The organism is Actinomycetospora cinnamomea (genome assembly GCF_003096675.1).
Classification (GTDB): Bacteria; Actinomycetota; Actinomycetes; order Mycobacteriales; family Pseudonocardiaceae; genus Actinomycetospora; species Actinomycetospora cinnamomea.
The window spans coordinates 311,584-326,606 of record NZ_QEKW01000003.1; the positions used below are offsets into that span (position 1 = coordinate 311,584).

A 15,023-nucleotide genomic window follows, 5' to 3' on the forward strand; every position below is an offset into this window, starting at 1 on the left:
ACCCGGCGGACGTCAGTGCGCCGCCTGGTCCCAGGAGCGTCCGAAGCCGACCGACACCTCGAGCGGGACGTCGAGCTCGAAGGCCGCGCCCATCTCGCGGCGCACGAGCGCGACGACGTCGTCCTTCTCCTCGGTCGCCACCTCGAGCACGAGCTCGTCGTGGACCTGCAGCAACATCCGCGAGCGGAGGCCGGCCTCGCGCAGCGCCTGGTGCACCCCGAGCATCGCGACCTTGATGATGTCGGCCGCGCTGCCCTGGATCGGAGCGTTGAGCGCCATCCGCTCGGCCATCTCGCGACGCTGACGATTGTCGCTGGTGAGGTCGGGCAGGTAGCGGCGGCGCCCGAGGATGGAGGACGTGTAGCCGTCCTTGCGGGCCTGCGCGACCACCTGGTGCAGGTAGTCGCGCACGCCGCCGAACCGCGTGAAGTACTCCTCCATCAGCTCCTTGGCCTCCTCGGTGGAGATCCGGAGCTGGGCGGAGAGCCCGTAGGCGGAGAGGCCGTACGCCAGCCCGTAGTTCATCGCCTTGATCTTGGCGCGCTGGGCCGGGTCCACCTCGTCCTCGGCGACCCCGAACACCCGCGCCGCGGTGGCCGAGTGGAAGTCGTAGCCCGACTGGAACGCCTCGATCAGCGCCTCGTCGCGCGAGAGGTGCGCCATGATGCGCATCTCGATCTGGGAGTAGTCGACGGTCATGAGCTCGCCGAACGCGCCGTCGGCGGAGTCGGAACCGACGACGAAGCAGTCGCGGATGCGCCGGCCCTCGGCGGTGCGCACCGGGATGTTCTGCAGGTTGGGATCGGTGGAGCTCAGGCGCCCGGTGCGCGCGATGGTCTGGTTGAACGTGGTGTGGATCCGCCCGTCGTCGGACAGCGCGTCGAGCAGACCCTTGACCGTCACCCGCAGGCGCGTGGCGTCGCGGTGCTCCAGGAGGTGCTCGAGGAACGGGTGGGGGTGGGACTCGTTCAGGGTCTGCAGGGAGTCGGCGTCGGTGGTGTAGCCGGTCTTGGTGCGCTTGGTCTTCGGCATCTGCAGCTCGTCGAACAGCACCACCTGCAGCTGCTTCGGCGACCCGAGGTTGATCTCCTTGCCGATGACGTCGTACGCGGCCTGCGCGGCGGCCTGGACCCGCGCGCCGAACTGCGACTCGAGGTCGTGCAGCGCGCTGACGTCGACCGCGACGCCGGCGGCCTCGAGATCGGCGAGCACCGCCAGCAGCGGCAGCTCGAGCTCGGTGAGCAGCGCCGTGCCGCCGAGCTCGGCGAGGTCGGCGTCGAGCTTCTCCGCGAGGTCGATCACGGCCCGGGCGCGCAGCATCTCGGCCTGCGCGAGCGCGGCGTCCGCCTCCTCCTCGCCGCCGTCGAGCGTGAGCTGCTCGCTCGCCCCCTCACCGGCGTTCTCCTCGACGCGCAGCTCGCGACGCAGGTAGCGCAGCGCGAGGTCGGCCAGGTCGAAGCTGCGCTCGCCCGGCCGGGCGAGGTACGCCGCGAGCGCGGTGTCGCTGGTGACGCCCGCGAGCTGCCAGCCCCGCGCGCGGACCCCGTGGCTCGGGCCCTTGACCTCGTGCCCGGCCTTGGGCACGGCGGCGTCGGCGAGCCACGCGGCGAGCGCCGACTCGTCGGCCTCGTCGAGCGCGCGCACGTCGACGTAGGCGCTCTCGCCGTCGGCGGCCGCGAGCGCGACGCCCTCGAGGTCGCCCGTCCCGTGCGCCCACTGGCCGCGGAAGGCGAGGCCGACCCGGCGCCCGTCGCGCGCGTGGTCGGCCAACCAGTCGCCCACCGACCCCGGCTCCAGCGCCGCGCCGCGGACCTCGAAGCCCTCCTCGGCCTCCGGCTCGGCCGCGGTGAGCGTGGAGAACAGCCGCTCGCGCAGGACCCGGAACTCGAGCTGGTCGAACAGCTGGTGCACCGCGTCGCGGTCCCACTGGCGGATCGCGAGGTCGTGCGGGCCCACCCCGATGCCGTCGACGTCGCGGACGAGCTCGGTGAGCTGGCGGTTGAGCACCACCGACGACAGGTGCTCGCGCAGCGCGTCGCCGGCCTTGCCCCGCACCTCGTCGACGCGGTCGACCAGCGCGTCGAGCGACCCGAACTCGCGGATCCACTTCTGCGCGGTCTTCTCCCCCACCCCCGGGATGCTCGGCAGGTTGTCGCTGGGGTCGCCGCGCAGGGCGGCGAAGTCGGGGTACTGCGCCGGGGTGAGGGTGTAGCGCTCCATGACCTGCTCGGGCGTGTAGCGCACGAGGTCGGACACGCCCTTGCGTGGGTAGAGCACCGTGACGTCGTCGGAGACGAGCTGGAACGCGTCGCGGTCGCCGGTGCAGATCGAGACCGTCATGCCCTCGGCGACGGCCTGCGTGGTGAGCGTGGCGATGAGGTCGTCCGCCTCGAAGCCCTCGACCTCGAGCACCGGGATCGCGAGCGCGGCCAGGATGTCCTTGATGAGGTCGATCTGGCCCCGGAACTCGTCGGGCGTCGAGGTGCGGTTGGCCTTGTAGGCCGCGTACGTCTCGGCCCGGAACGTCTTGCGCGAGACGTCGAACGCCACCGCGACGTGCGTCGGCTCCTCGTCGCGCAGCAGGTTGATCAGCATCGACGTGAAGCCGTAGACCGCGTTGGTGGTCTGCCCCGTCGTGGTGTTGAAGTTCTCCGTCGGCAGCGCGAAGAACGCCCGGTAGGCCAGCGAGTGGCCGTCGAGCAGCAGCAGGCGCCCCCGGCCGCCCGCCGGGGCGTCCGGCGTGCTCTCGGGGGTCGTCTCGGGCGGGGTCGCGGTGCTGGTCGGAGCCACGCCGCGAGTCTAGGGGCGACCCCTGACACACCCGGGCCGCCCGGGCGGCCGGGCACCGCCCACGCCCCTACCCTGCGGGCATGACCAGCGCTCCCGAGTCCGCCGCGGTGCCCGAGATCGACGTGCAGTACCCGGACGAGCAGCTCGCCGCGCGGATGGGCATCGAGATCACGTCCTGGGAGCCGGACCGCGTCGTCGGCACCATGCCCGTGACCGGCAACCGCCAGCCCTTCGGGCTCCTGCACGGCGGCGCCAACGGCGTTCTCGCCGAGACGCTCGGCTCCACCGCCGCGGCGCTGCACGGCTGGCCCGAACGCGCGCCGGTCGGCCTGGAGCTGTCGTGCACCCACCACCGCTCGGCGCTCGACGGCCTCGTCACCGGGGTCTGCACGCCGCTGTCGGTCGGCCGCACGATCGGCACCTTCGAGATCGTGATCACCGACGACGAGGACCGCCGCGTCTGCACCGCCAAGCTCACCTGCGTCTACCGCTCGCGGCCCCCGGGCTCCGGGGGCTGACACCCGGCGCCGGCCGAGCGCAGCGAGGGCGTCCCTCGGTGCGTCCGAGGGCGAGCGAGCGCAGCGAGGGCGCCCCTGAGTGCGTCCGAGGGCGAGCGAGCGCAGCGAGGGCGCCCCTGAGTGCGTCCCACGCAGCCAGAGCGTCCCTCGCTCCCCCGCCCGCGACGACCCCGATGCGCCCGCGGCCACGAGCGAGCGCAGCGAGGGCGTCCCCGAGTGCGTCCCACGCAGCCAGGGCGTCCCTCGCTCCCCCGCCCGCGACGACCCACTCGGCGTTCCAGCCTGGTCCGCGTGGCGGGCGCGCGCTCCAATGGACGGATGGCCACGCCCCGGCTCCCGCTGATCGGTCGGGAGGCCGAGCGGGCCGCCGTCCGCGCCCGGGTCGACGCGCTGCGGGCGGGTACCGGCGGGACGCTGCTGCTCACGGGCGAGGCGGGCATCGGCAAGTCCCGGCTGCTGGGCGAGGTCGCCGACGCCGTCGCCGGCGCGGGCCTGCCGGTGCTGTCCGGGCGGGCGGTCGCGGGCGGCGGCGCCTACCGCCCGATCACCGAGGCCCTCGCCCCGCCACTGCGCACCGGCCCGCTGCCGGACACCCCGCGACTCCGCCCGTTCCGCGCTGCGCTCGCCCGGCTCGTGCCCGGCGCGGCGGCCGGCAACGTCCCGAGCGGCCCGGTCCCCGACCCGGCCGTCGTCCTCGGCGAGGGAGTGCTCGCGCTGCTCACCGCGGTGCACGGGGACCGGGGGGTCGTGCTCGTGCTCGACGACCTGCACTGGGCCGACGCGGACACCCTCGACCTGCTCGGCTACCTGGCCGGCGCCGTCGTCCGGGCGCCGGTGCTGCTCGCCCTGGCCGCGCGGGACGACGAGGGTGACGGCACCGTCGGCGCCCTCACCGCGCACCCCGACGTCACGGTCCGGCGCCTCGCGCGTCTCGATGCGGACGCGGTGGCCCGGCTGGCGGCGCGTCGGGACGGGCCGCGGGAGCCCGGGGTGCTCCGCGAGCTCGTGCACCGCTCCGAGGGCCTGCCGTTCCTCGTCGAGGAGCTCCTCGCCGAAGGGCCCGCCACCCTGCCGCCGAATTGGACGGGACTGGTGGCCCGGCGTCTCGACGCGCTGCCCGACGTGGGCCGCGCCGTCGTCGAGGCCGCCGCCGTCGCCCCCGGCGACCCGGACCACCGCCTCCTCGCCGCGGCCACCGGCACCGACGCGTCGACCGTGGCGGCCGCGCTGCGCGCGGGCGTCACCGCGGGCCTGCTCGTCGCGGTCGACGGGCGCCTGACCTGGCGGCACGCGCTGACCCGCGACGCCGTGCTGGCCGCGCTCCTCCCGCCCGAACGCGCCGCCCTGGCCGGTCACGTCGCCGACGCCCTGGAGGCGCGGGACCGGCCCGGCGATCGCGAGGCCGCCGCGGCCCGTTACGCCGACGCCGGCGACCCGCGGCGGGCCACCGCCCTGCTCCTCGACCTCGCGCGGCGGGACGCCGACCGCGGCGCGCTCGGGCACGCCGACGAGCTGCTGGTGCGCGCCGCGGCCCTGGGCGCGGAGCCCGGCGCGGTGGCGGCCGAGCGCGTGCGGGTGCTGACCCTGCGCGGCGAGGCCGCGGCCGCGCTCGCCGTGGGGGACGCCGCGCTGGGATCGGGCGCGGTCACCGGCGCCGAGCACGCCGAGCTGTGCCTGCGCCTCGCCCGCACCGCGGTGCTCGGGGGCCGGTGGGCCGAGGCGGAGGAGCGGCTCGCCCGCGCGGCCCGTCCGCACGACCCCCGCTCGCTGGTGCTCGCCGCCGACGCGGCGTTCGGCGCGGGCGACGTCACGGTGGCGGTGCCGCGGGCCCGGGCGGCGGTGCGGGCCGCGGAGGACGCCCTCGTCGCGCGGCACCCCGACGCGGCCGCGACCCTCTGCGAAGCGCTGCTCGTGCTCGCCCGCTGCGCGATGACCGACGACGACCTCGACGGCCCCGCCCTCGCCACGCGCGCGGCGCAGGTGGCGGGCGAGCACGGGCTCGCGCCGTGGCGCGTGGAGGCCCTGTTCGTCCTCGGCGCGCAGCGCCTGTCCGCCGGGGACTCCCGAGCGACCGACCTCGCACACGTCCGGGACCTCGCCGAGCGCCACGGCATGCCGGGCCGCGCCGCCCAGGCCGACATGCTGCGCGCCGACGCCGCCCTGGACGTCGACGGGCCCCGCGCCGCGCTGGCGATCCTCCTGCCCGCGGCCGAGCAGCTCGGGCGCCTGCGCCTCACCTCGCTGCAGGGCATGGCCGAGCTGTTCGCGGCGGCCTGCACCGCCCTCGCCGGCGACCGGGCCGGCGCGGAGGCACTCCTCGCCGCCGCGGGGACGCGGGCCGACGTCCCCACCGAGGTCGCCCTGCTCGGGCCGCTGGTGCCGGCGCTGACCGCGCTGCTGGCCCACGACCTCCCGCGCGCCGCGGCCCTCGCCGACCGCGCCGTCCCCGCGGCGCTCGCGCACCGCAGCGCCGCGCCCGTCCCTTACTACGGGCTCTGGCCCCTGCTGCGCGCCGCCGTCGGCGACCGCGACGCGGAGGCCCGCGACCTGCTGCGCGGCCACCACGTGCTGCTCGCCGTCCCCAACCGCGGAGCCCTGACCTACGCCGACGCGGTGGCGGCCGGCCGGGCGGGACGCGGTGCGGAGGCCGCGGCGCTGGCCGACCGGGCGGCCCACGACCTCGAGCACGTGCCCTGGTGGCACCGCCTGCTGCGCACGGTCGTCCTCGACGCGGCGGTGCGCGACGGCTGGGGCGATCCGGTGCCCGCCCTGCGCGCCGACCTCGCGGTCCACGAACGGGGCGACGACGCCGGAGCCCGGGCGCTCGCCCGCACGTGCCGCGACCTGCTGCGGGCCGCCGGCGCGCCCACCCGGCGCCCCGCGGACCCCGTCCCGCCCGACCTGCGCCGGCTCGGCGTGACCGCCCGCGAGGCCGAGGTCCTCGCCCTGGTCACCGAGCACCTCGGCAACGCCGACATCGCCGCGCGCCTGCACCTCTCGACGCGCACCGTCGAGTCCCACGTCGCCCGGTTGCTGGCCAAGACCGGGACGACGGACCGGGCACGCCTACGGACGTGGGCGCAGCGGGCCGCGGTGGTTCCGTAGTCGGTACGGATCCGCCGTGGTGGTGCGACCCCGACGCTCGGCGGCATGGAGCACACACCTCACGTCCTCGTCGTCGGCGCCGGCCCCGCGGGCCTGGCCACCGCCGTCTCCGCCGCGCGCCACGGCGCGCAGGTGCTCGTCGTCGAACGACACCTCGGTACCTCGATCCATCCGCGGGCCTCGGGCCTCAGCACCCGCACGATGGAGATCTTCCGCAGCTGGGGCGTCGCCGACACCGTGCGCCCGGTCAGCTCGGCCGTCATCCCGCGCGTCGCCTCCGGCACGACCCTGGCGGACCCGGACCTGACCGAGAACCCGCTCGGCTTCCCCCTTCCCCGCGAGGCGCTCGCGGTGAGCCCGTCCGCGCCGGCGTGCTGCCCGCAGGATCACCTCGAACCCGTCCTGCTCGACGCCGCCCGCCGGGCGGGGGCGGTGGTCTCGTTCTCCACCGAGCTCACCGACCTCGCCGTCCACGACGGCGGCGCGTGGGCACGGCTCCGGGACACGGCGACCGGCGAGACGTCGGTCGTGCGCAGCCGCTTCGTCGTCGGCGCCGACGGACCACGGAGCCGTGTCCGGGCGGCGCTGGGGATCGGCACCACGTACCTCGGCGGCCTCGGGCGCCACGTCCAGATGCTCTTCCGCGCCGACCTCTCCCCCGTGCTCGGCGGGACGCGTCACGGGCTGTACGCGCTCTCGCACCCGGACGCGACCGGGCTCCTCATCGCGTTCGGGACGCAGGGCGGGACCGACCGCTGGGGCTACGCCCGCCCGTGTCCGGCCGACGACGACATCCCCGCCGACGAGGCCGAGTGGACGACGCTGCTCCGGACCGCGACCGGCATCCCGGCCCTGGCACCCGAGTACCTCGGTTCCGCCGTCTTCGACCTCGACGCCGGGCTCGCCACCGCCTCCCGCGCCGGCGCGGCGTTCCTCGTCGGCGACGCGGCGCACCGCATGACCCCGGCCGGCGCGGTCGGGCTCAACACCGCGGTGCACGACGGCCACGGTCTGGGCTGGAAGCTCGCGTGGGCCGTGCAGGGGCGGGCCGGCGAGGCGCTGCTCGCGAGCTACGTCGCGGAGCGGCGACCGGTGGGCGAGCGCAACGCCCGGCGCTCCGTCCGTCCCGGGGTGCCCGACCCCGCCGACGGGATGGTCGGCGACCTCGGGACCCGGTACGCCTCCCCGGTGCTCGCCGCGGACCCACCGGCCCTCGTCGCCCCCGAGGACCTGGCCGCGGCCCCGGGCGAGCGCGCGCCGCACGTGTGGGTCGGCGTCGACGGGCGCCGGTGCTCGACGCTGGACCTGTGGGACGGGCGGCTCACGCTCGTCACGGCCGAGGCCGGCTGGCGCCGGGCGGCCGACGAGCTCGCGCTCGCTGCTCCGTCGCTCGCCGACCCGCGCGGCCGGCTGGCCCGCGCGTACCGGCTCGAGCACGGCGGCGCGGTGCTCGTGCGCCCCGACGGCTACGTCGCCTGGCGTCGTGACGAGCCGGCCGCCGACCCGGTGACGGCCCTGCGCGATGCCGTGGCCCTGGCCCTGGGCCTCGGGCCGCCGGCGGGGGCAGCGAGGGACCCGTTCGCTGCGTGGGACGCAGCGAAGGACCCCCTCGCTGCACGGGTGGACGAGGCGGCGCCGGCCCTCGCCCCGGTGTGACCATGGTCGGGAGCCCGTGCGGTCGGCGAGAAGATCGGTGATCACCGACCGCCCGCGCACCCAGCATCGCGAACGGGGAGTTCGGACGCGTAGAAGCAGCGAACAGCGCGTTCGCTGCAACCTCGCGCGGCTGGGCAACAGGAGACCGACGTCAGGTCACGCCCAGGTAGGCGTCCTGGATCGTCGGGTCGGCGAGGAGCTCCGCGCCCGTGCCGCTGCGGGTGACCTCACCGGTCTCGAGCACGTAGGCCTCGTGCGCGAGGCCCAGGGCCTGGGTGGCGTTCTGCTCCACGAGCAGGACGGTGGTGCCCTCGGCGTTGATCTCCTCGATCACCCGGAAGATCTGCGCGATGAACTGCGGCGCCAGCCCCATGGAGGGCTCGTCGAGCAGCAGCAGGCGCGGCCGGGCCATCAGCGCGCGGCCGATCGCCAGCATCTGCTGCTCGCCGCCGGAGAGCGTGCCGCCGACCTGGGAACGGCGCTCCGCGAGGCGCGGGAACAGCTCGTACACGCGGGCGAGGTCGGCGTCGAACTGCGCGCTGCGCCGGTCCTTGCGCACGAAGGCACCCATGTCGATGTTCTCGGCCACCGTCATGCCCGGGAAGATGCCGCGGCCCTCGGGCACCTGGCTGATGCCCCGGACCACGCGCAGGTCGGCGCGGATCGCCGTGAGGTCCTGGCCGTCGAAGCGCATCGAACCGGACTGCAGGCCGAGGATCCCCGAGATCGCGCGCATCGTCGTGGTCTTGCCCGCGCCGTTCGCCCCGATGAGGGCGACGATCTGGCCCTCCTCGACGCGCAGGGTGATCCCGCGCAGGGCCTGGATGCGCCCGTAGGCGACGTGCACGTCGTCGAGCTCGAGCAGGCTCATGGCTCCTGGTCCTCCGCGTCCTCGACCGTGCCGCCCAGGTACGCCGCGACCACCGCCGGGTCGCGCCGCACCTCGTCGGGGAGGCCGTCGGCGATCTTGCGCCCGAAGTCGAGCACGACGATCCGGTCGGTGACGCCGAGGACGACGCGCATGTCGTGCTCGACGAGGGCGACCGTGTACCCGTCGTCGCGGATCTTCAGGATGAGCTCGGACAGCGCGTCCTTCTCCGCCGCCGAGAACCCGGCCGCCGGCTCGTCGAGACACAGCAGCTTGGGCTCGGTCGCCAGGGCGCGGGCGATCTCCAGACGGCGCTGGTCGCCGTAGGGCAGCGCGGTGGCCGGGTCGGCGGCCCGGTGCGCGATGCCCACGAACTCCAGCAGCGCCATCGCCTTCTCGACGGCCTCGCGCTCCTCGCGACGGTGACGCGGCAGGCGCAGCAGGGCGCCCGGGATCGACGTGCGGTGCCGCGCGTCGGTGCCGACGACGACGTTCTCCAGCGCCGTCATCGCGCCGAAGAGCCGGATGTTCTGGAACGTCCGCGCCACCCCGGCCTGGATGATCCGGTAGCGCTTCATCCGCGCCAGCGACCGGCCCTCGAGCCGGATGTCGCCCGACGTCGGACGGTAGACGCCGGTCATGATGTTGAAGCAGGTCGTCTTGCCGGCGCCGTTCGGGCCGATCAGCCCGAGGATCTCGCCGCGGCGCACGTCGAACGTCACGTCGTCGAGCGCGGTCAGGCCGCCGAACCGCACCGTCAGCGCGTCGACGGCGAGCAGGGTCTCCCCCTGCCCGACGGCGATCTCGCGCCCGGGGGCGACCGCCGCCGAGACCTCGGCGTCGTGCTCGGCGCGCTCGGCGGCACCCATGTGCTCGAGGGACTCGAGCAGCCCCTCCCCGGACGTCGTGTCCCCGGACGTCATTCGCCACCCCCACGCGGCGAGGTCCCGGCGTGGTCGTCGGGCTTCACCTCGGGCAGGTCACCGGCCGCCCGCGTCGACGCGGTCATCCCCGTCGGCGCGACCGCCGCCCCCGCACCGAAGAGCCGGCGGTAGGCCTGCCGCCCGTAGGTCAGCAGGTGCTGGCGCATGCCCAGCAGGCCCTGGGGTCGGAAGGCCATGAGCACCATCAGGGCGAGACCGAAGACGAGGAAGCGGTACTGCGGCTCGAACTGGAACCGGTCGGGGATGTAGGAGACGAGGAACGCCCCGACGATGACCCCCACCTTGTTGCCCGACCCGCCGAGCACCACCGCGGCGAGGTAGAGGATCGAGGTGGCGACGTCGAAGCGCTGGTTGTTGACGTACCCGACCTGGGCGGCGAACAGCGCGCCGGAGAGCCCGCCGACGGCGGCGCCGATCGCGAAGGCCCAGATCTTGAAGCGGTACGTCGGGACGCCCGTGAGCTCCGCGACGTCCTCGTCCTCCCGGACCGCGATCCAGGCGCGACCGACCCGAGAGCGCTCCAGGTTCCCCATCAGCATCAGGACGATGACGATCAGGCACACCGCGAGCCAGTAGAAGCCGAGCACGTCGGTCTGGCTGAACACCGGAGAGCCGTCCGGGTAGGTGGCCTCGGGACGCGCGATGTTCTGGAAGCCCCGGTTGCCGCGCAGCGGGTCGATGTTGTCGGCGAGCAGCCGCACGATCTCGCCGAATCCCAGCGTGACGATCGCCAGGTAGTCGCCGCGCAGCCGCAGCGTCGGCGTCCCGAGGATGACCCCCGAGATCATCGTGACGAGCATGGCGATCGGGACGATCACCAGCCACGGGTAGCGCACCCCGAGCAGCGAGTCCGGGCTCGACAGCAGGGCGGTCGTGTAGGCCCCGATGGCGAAGAAGCCGACGTAGCCCAGGTCGAGCAGGCCTGCCTGGCCGATCACCACGTTGAGCCCGATGGCGATCAGCGCGAGCACCGCGGCGTTGAACAGGGCGATCGGGAAGTCGGTGGCCGGCTCGGTGGTGATCAACGGGGGGTTGAGCACCGGCAGCCACAGCAGGAACACCACGACCGGGACCAGCAGGCCCCACTGCTGGACGCGGCTGCGGGCGTTCCAGAACGCCGAGATCTGCGACATCCGGTGTCTCATGCCCGCGACCTCGCCAACGACTCGCCCAGGATGCCGGTCGGCCGGAACATGAGCACGACCACCAGCAGCACGAAGGCCACCACGTCGCGCCAGTCGCCGCCGAACAGGCTCTGCCCGTAGTTCTCGGCCACGCCCAGGATCAGCCCGCCGAGCAGGGCGCCGCGCAGGTTGCCGATCCCGCCGAGGACCGCGGCGGTGAACGCCTTGATGCCGAGCAGGAAGCCGCCGTTGTAGACCGCGCCCTGCGGGATCGTCATGAGGTAAAAGAGCCCGGCCACCCCGGCGAGCAGGCCGCCGACCAGGAACGTGATGGTGATGACGCGCTCCCGGTTGACCCCCATCAGCGTCGCGGTGTCCGGGTCCTGGGCGACCGCGCGGATGCCGCGGCCCAGCCGGGTGCGGTTCACGAACGTGTCCGCGACGACGAACATCGCCAGGGACGCGACGAAGATGAGGATCTGCAGGTTCGTCACCGGCGCACCGAAGATCTCGAACACCGGCGTGGGCGGCAGCAGGCGGATCGTGCCCTCGGGGTTGGAACCCCGCCAGATGCGGATGAGCTGCTGCAGGACGAACGACGCCCCGATGGCGGTGATGAGGAACGCCAGACGGGGCGCCCTGCGCCGCCGCAGCGGGCGGTAGGCGGTCCGTTCGAGCAGGACCGCGGCGAGCCCGGAGACGACCATCGCCACCAGTCCGGCGAGGATCAGGTCGACGATGATGAAGCCGAGGGGCAGGTCGGGGATCGCGCCCGGCTCGAAGCCCAGGGCCAGGAACGTCAGGTACACGCCGAACACCCCGAGGATGAAGATCTCGGAGTGGGCGAAGTTGATCAGCTGGAGCACGCCGTAGACCAGCGTGTAGCCCAGCGCGACGAGCGCGTAGATGCTGCCGTAGGCCAGGCCGTTGATCGTGTTCGCCCAGAACCGGTCGACGAGCAGACCGACGTCGAAGTTGATCCAGGGCTCGCTGGGGGCGACCAGCGGCGCGAGGACGGCTGGATCGAGGACGGCTGGATCGAGGACCGCCAGACCGAGGACGGGAGAGATGACGCGCTCCTGCGGGGGCGTCGGGCGCCCGCCGCCGGCGGGCACGGGAGGGTGCGGGGTCAGGTCGTGCGCGAGTGTGGCACCGGGTCACCGGGGTCTCGGCACCCGACGGCCGCGCCCCCGCGCGACGGTGCGCGGGGACGCGGCCGGGGTGTCGATCACCTCGAGGGCGGCGGCAGCAGGGTCAGCCGATTTGACTGTCGGTGACGATCTGGTTGCCCTGCACCCGGTACATCCAGACCGGGGTGTTGGCGAGCTCGCCGTTCGGGCTCCACTGGAACCGCTTGGTGAGGCCCTGCCCGTTGTAGTTGCGGACGTGGTTGAGCAGGCCGGCCCGGTCCGCGATCCCCTGGTCGATGCCCTGCAGCAGGATCGTGGTGACGTCGTACGACTCCGCCGAGTAGGTCTGCGGCGGGACGCCGAAGGCCTGCTGGTAGGCGTTGGTGAAGTCGGTGAAGCCCTCCTGCGGGACGCAGGGGCAGGACAGCAGCGTGCCGTCGGCCGAGCCGGCCGCGTTGACGACGTACTGCTCGTCCTTCACGCCGTCCGGACCGACGAACGTGGTCTGGACACCGGCGTCGCGCAGCTGCTGGATCAGCGGCGCGGCCTCCTGGTAGTAGCCCGAGTAGAAGATCGCCTGCGGCTGGGCCTGCTGGACCTGGCCGATGATCGCCGAGAACTCGCGCTGGTTGGTCTTGACGTCGGCCTGGCAGGAGGCGGCCGGACCGAGGGTCTGGGTGACCTGGCCGGCGAGGCCGATGCCGTAGTCCGAGTCGTCCTTGATGACGCAGACGTTCTGGGCGCCCAGGCGCTCCTGGATGTACCGGCCGATCGCCGGGCCCTGCACCGCGTCGTTGCCGAGGCCGCGGAAGAAGTTGGTCCAGCCGTTCTGGGTCAGACCGGGGTTGGTGGCCGAGGGCGTGATGTTGACCAGGCCGGCCGCGTTGAGGGCCGGGCCGACCGCGCGGGACTCGCCGGAGAACGGCAGGCCCACGATACCGAGGACCTGCGGGTTGTTGATGAGCGCCGTGGTCGGGCCCACCGCGGTGTCCGGGGTGCCGCCGGTGTCGGCACGGACCAGGGTCACCTGGCAGTTGGGGTTCGCCTGGTTGTGCTGGTCGACCGCGAGCTGCGCCGCGTTGACGATGGCGATGCCCAGCGCGGCGTTCTGCCCCGCGATGGTGCCCGCGTAGCCGATCGACGTGCCGGGCGCGCACCGCCCCTGCCCGTTGCCGGCCGGCAGCACGGCGTCGGTCGGCTGGCTCGGCGCCGCCGCCTGCGGGCCCCCGCCCTGCTGCTCGCCTCCCCCCTGGTTGGCGCAGCCGCTGAGCACCAGGGCCGCCGCCGCCACGAGCGCGCCCGCAGCTGCGAGCCGTCGTCGGATCACGTCCACCTCCGTCACGTGCCGTCAAGGTCCACGTCGGGTCCGCGTGAAGCCGCTCGCCCGGTCGGGTGGAAGATATAGGCGTGCGCGCGCTGCGACGCAAGCGCATGCGCACGGTGTCCGCACCGTGACGTCCCGATCGTCGGAGATCCGCGCGGAGATCCGCTGCGGGGGCCGTGACGATCAGTCGGCCGGGCCGACGACCGCCCACCGGCCGGCCTGCACCCGGTACACCGTGACCGCGTCGGTGCTGACGTCGCCGAAGCGGTCGAACGACAAGGGCCCCGTGATGCCGTCCCCGTAGAAGCCCTGGACCGAGCGGACCATCGCGGGCCGCAGCGCGGGGCTCCAGTCGGCATCCTCACCGAGCGTCCGCACGACGGAGTCCACGAGGACGTTCGCGGCGTCGAAGGTGGATGCACCGTACGAACCGAAGCTCTCGGGATAGCCGGCGCGGCGGTAGTCCTCGACGAAGCCCTGCGCGGCCGGGACGGTCTCCGGGGGCGGGCCGATGGAGGTGCCCAGGTCGCCCTCGCGACCACCCGCCGTGATGTAGCCCGGGTTGACCACGCCGTCGCCGCCCATGACGGGCGCCGACACCCCGCCCGCGGCCAGCGCCGCGGACAGCGGCCCGCCCTCGGGGTACTCGCCGCCGTAGAACACGGCGTCCGGCCGCGCGCCGGCCACCCGGGACACGACGGTGTCGCGCGGGGTCCCCGGCGGTGCCGTGACGCGGACGGCGACCTCTCCGCCCTCGGTGACGAGCTGCTTGGCGAACTCCTCGGCGATGCCCTCACCGTAGGTCTTGCCGTCGGAGACCACCGCCACGCGACGCTTGCCCTCGACGCGCGCGAGGTAGGTCGCCGCCGCGGGTCCCTGGACGGCGTCGGTGGCCACGGTGCGGAAGAACGTCTGGTACTGGCGCAGCGGCGCGGTGACGGGGTTGGCGCCGCGGGTCAGGGTCGTCGCCGTGCTGCCGGGCGAGATCTGCACGATGCCCGCCTCGCCCAGCACGGGCGCGACGGCCTGGGCGACCGAGGAGTTGAACGGACCGAGCACCCCGATCAGCGAGGGGTCGCGGGCGAGGGTGGCGGCCGCGGCGGCGCCCGTGGCGGGGTCGGCGCGGTCGTCCTGGCTCTGCACGGCGAGGTGGTAGCCCGGCACGGCGCAGCGCGCGTTGGCCTGGTTGACCGCGAGGTCCGCGGAGTTCTTCATGCCCAGGCCGACCGACGCGAGCTCACCGGAGAGCGGCGCGACGAGACCGACGACGAGCGTCCCGCGGCTGGTGTCGCAGTCGCGGGCGTCGCCGGAGGATCCCGACCCCCCGCAGCCCGCGAGCACCAGCGCGACCACGGTGACGACGGCTCCCACCGCCCCGACCCGACGACCCCGTCGCACGCGCCCTCGACCTCCCCGCCCCGTCCGACTCGTGGCGGGGGCCCACGGTAGGTCACCGTCGGGGGACGCCCGACGCGGGGACGGGAACACCGAGTCGGTGCTGGTCAGGGCGTTGCGGAGCGAGTGGACGACGGGGTGTCACCCGCGGACGTCTCACGCTGCGTAG

10 protein-coding genes are annotated in these 15,023 nt (G+C 74.7%); 3 read left to right on the forward strand and 7 right to left on the reverse strand.

Features of this window, described 5'->3' with window-relative positions; translation table 11 throughout:
- Window positions 1-12 precede the first annotated feature (12 nt).
- Window positions 13-2,790: a DNA polymerase I gene (gene polA, locus C8D89_RS08430; protein WP_207787123.1), complete on the reverse strand. Its 2,778-nt coding sequence runs from the start codon at window positions 2,788-2,790 to the stop codon at window positions 13-15.
- A gap of 80 nt (window positions 2,791-2,870) precedes the next feature.
- Here polA and C8D89_RS08435 point away from each other — a divergent pair, with 80 nt between their 5' ends.
- The 3 genes from C8D89_RS08435 (at window position 2,871) to C8D89_RS08445 (ending at window position 8,069) form a co-directional block, all read left to right on the forward strand.
- Window positions 2,871-3,308: a PaaI family thioesterase gene (locus C8D89_RS08435; RefSeq protein ID WP_116707643.1), complete on the forward strand. Its 438-nt coding sequence runs from the start codon at window positions 2,871-2,873 to the stop codon at window positions 3,306-3,308.
- Window positions 3,309-3,626: 318 nt separating this feature from the next.
- Window positions 3,627-6,413, forward strand: a complete 2,787-nt coding sequence (locus C8D89_RS08440) for an ATP-binding protein (RefSeq protein ID WP_116707644.1) — start codon at window positions 3,627-3,629, stop codon at window positions 6,411-6,413.
- A 45-nt stretch (window positions 6,414-6,458) separates the two neighbouring features.
- A complete protein-coding gene (locus tag C8D89_RS08445) occupies window positions 6,459-8,069 on the forward strand; it encodes an FAD-dependent oxidoreductase (protein WP_116707645.1) in 1,611 nt (536 codons plus the stop codon).
- A 151-nt stretch (window positions 8,070-8,220) separates the two neighbouring features.
- Here the strand turns inward: C8D89_RS08445 and C8D89_RS08450 are convergent, their stop codons facing one another.
- The 6 genes from C8D89_RS08450 to C8D89_RS08475 all read right to left on the reverse strand — a co-directional run bounded on the left by C8D89_RS08450 (window position 8,221) and on the right by C8D89_RS08475 (window position 14,830).
- Window positions 8,221-8,940: an ABC transporter ATP-binding protein gene (locus C8D89_RS08450; RefSeq protein WP_116707646.1), complete on the reverse strand. Its 720-nt coding sequence runs from the start codon at window positions 8,938-8,940 to the stop codon at window positions 8,221-8,223.
- Complete coding sequence (locus C8D89_RS08455; protein ID WP_116707647.1) at window positions 8,937-9,860, reverse strand: ABC transporter ATP-binding protein; 924 nt, start codon at window positions 9,858-9,860, stop codon at window positions 8,937-8,939. Before C8D89_RS08455 ends, C8D89_RS08450 begins: the two co-directional genes overlap by 4 nt.
- The gene (locus tag C8D89_RS08460) at window positions 9,857-11,026 is read right to left on the reverse strand and encodes a branched-chain amino acid ABC transporter permease (RefSeq protein WP_116707648.1); all 1,170 of its coding nucleotides are present in this window, start codon (window positions 11,024-11,026) and stop codon (window positions 9,857-9,859) included. The genes C8D89_RS08455 and C8D89_RS08460 overlap by 4 nt, the downstream gene beginning before the upstream one ends.
- Entirely contained in the window at window positions 11,023-12,009 is a 987-nt protein-coding gene (locus tag C8D89_RS08465; protein WP_116707817.1) for a branched-chain amino acid ABC transporter permease, read from the reverse strand. Before C8D89_RS08465 ends, C8D89_RS08460 begins: the two co-directional genes overlap by 4 nt.
- A gap of 250 nt (window positions 12,010-12,259) precedes the next feature.
- A complete protein-coding gene (locus C8D89_RS08470) occupies window positions 12,260-13,477 on the reverse strand; it encodes a branched-chain amino acid ABC transporter substrate-binding protein (RefSeq protein ID WP_243417949.1) in 1,218 nt (405 codons plus the stop codon).
- Between the two features lie 165 nt (window positions 13,478-13,642).
- A complete protein-coding gene (locus C8D89_RS08475) occupies window positions 13,643-14,830 on the reverse strand; it encodes a branched-chain amino acid ABC transporter substrate-binding protein (protein WP_165825601.1) in 1,188 nt (395 codons plus the stop codon).
- Between the last annotated feature and the right edge of the window lie 193 nt (window positions 14,831-15,023).

Bases quoted from the DNA above. Each gene is read 5' to 3' on its own strand.
- C8D89_RS08435 (WP_116707643.1), top strand. From the start codon at position 2,871: ATGACCAGCGCTCCCGAGTCCGCCGCGGTGCCCGAGATCGACGTGCAG.
- C8D89_RS08440 (WP_116707644.1), top strand. From the start codon at position 3,627: ATGGCCACGCCCCGGCTCCCGCTGATCGGTCGGGAGGCCGAGCGGGCC.
- C8D89_RS08445 (WP_116707645.1), top strand. From the start codon at position 6,459: ATGGAGCACACACCTCACGTCCTCGTCGTCGGCGCCGGCCCCGCGGGC.
- C8D89_RS08450 (WP_116707646.1), bottom strand. From the start codon at position 8,940: ATGAGCCTGCTCGAGCTCGACGACGTGCACGTCGCCTACGGGCGCATC.
- C8D89_RS08455 (WP_116707647.1), bottom strand. From the start codon at position 9,860: ATGACGTCCGGGGACACGACGTCCGGGGAGGGGCTGCTCGAGTCCCTC.
- C8D89_RS08460 (WP_116707648.1), bottom strand. From the start codon at position 11,026: ATGAGACACCGGATGTCGCAGATCTCGGCGTTCTGGAACGCCCGCAGC.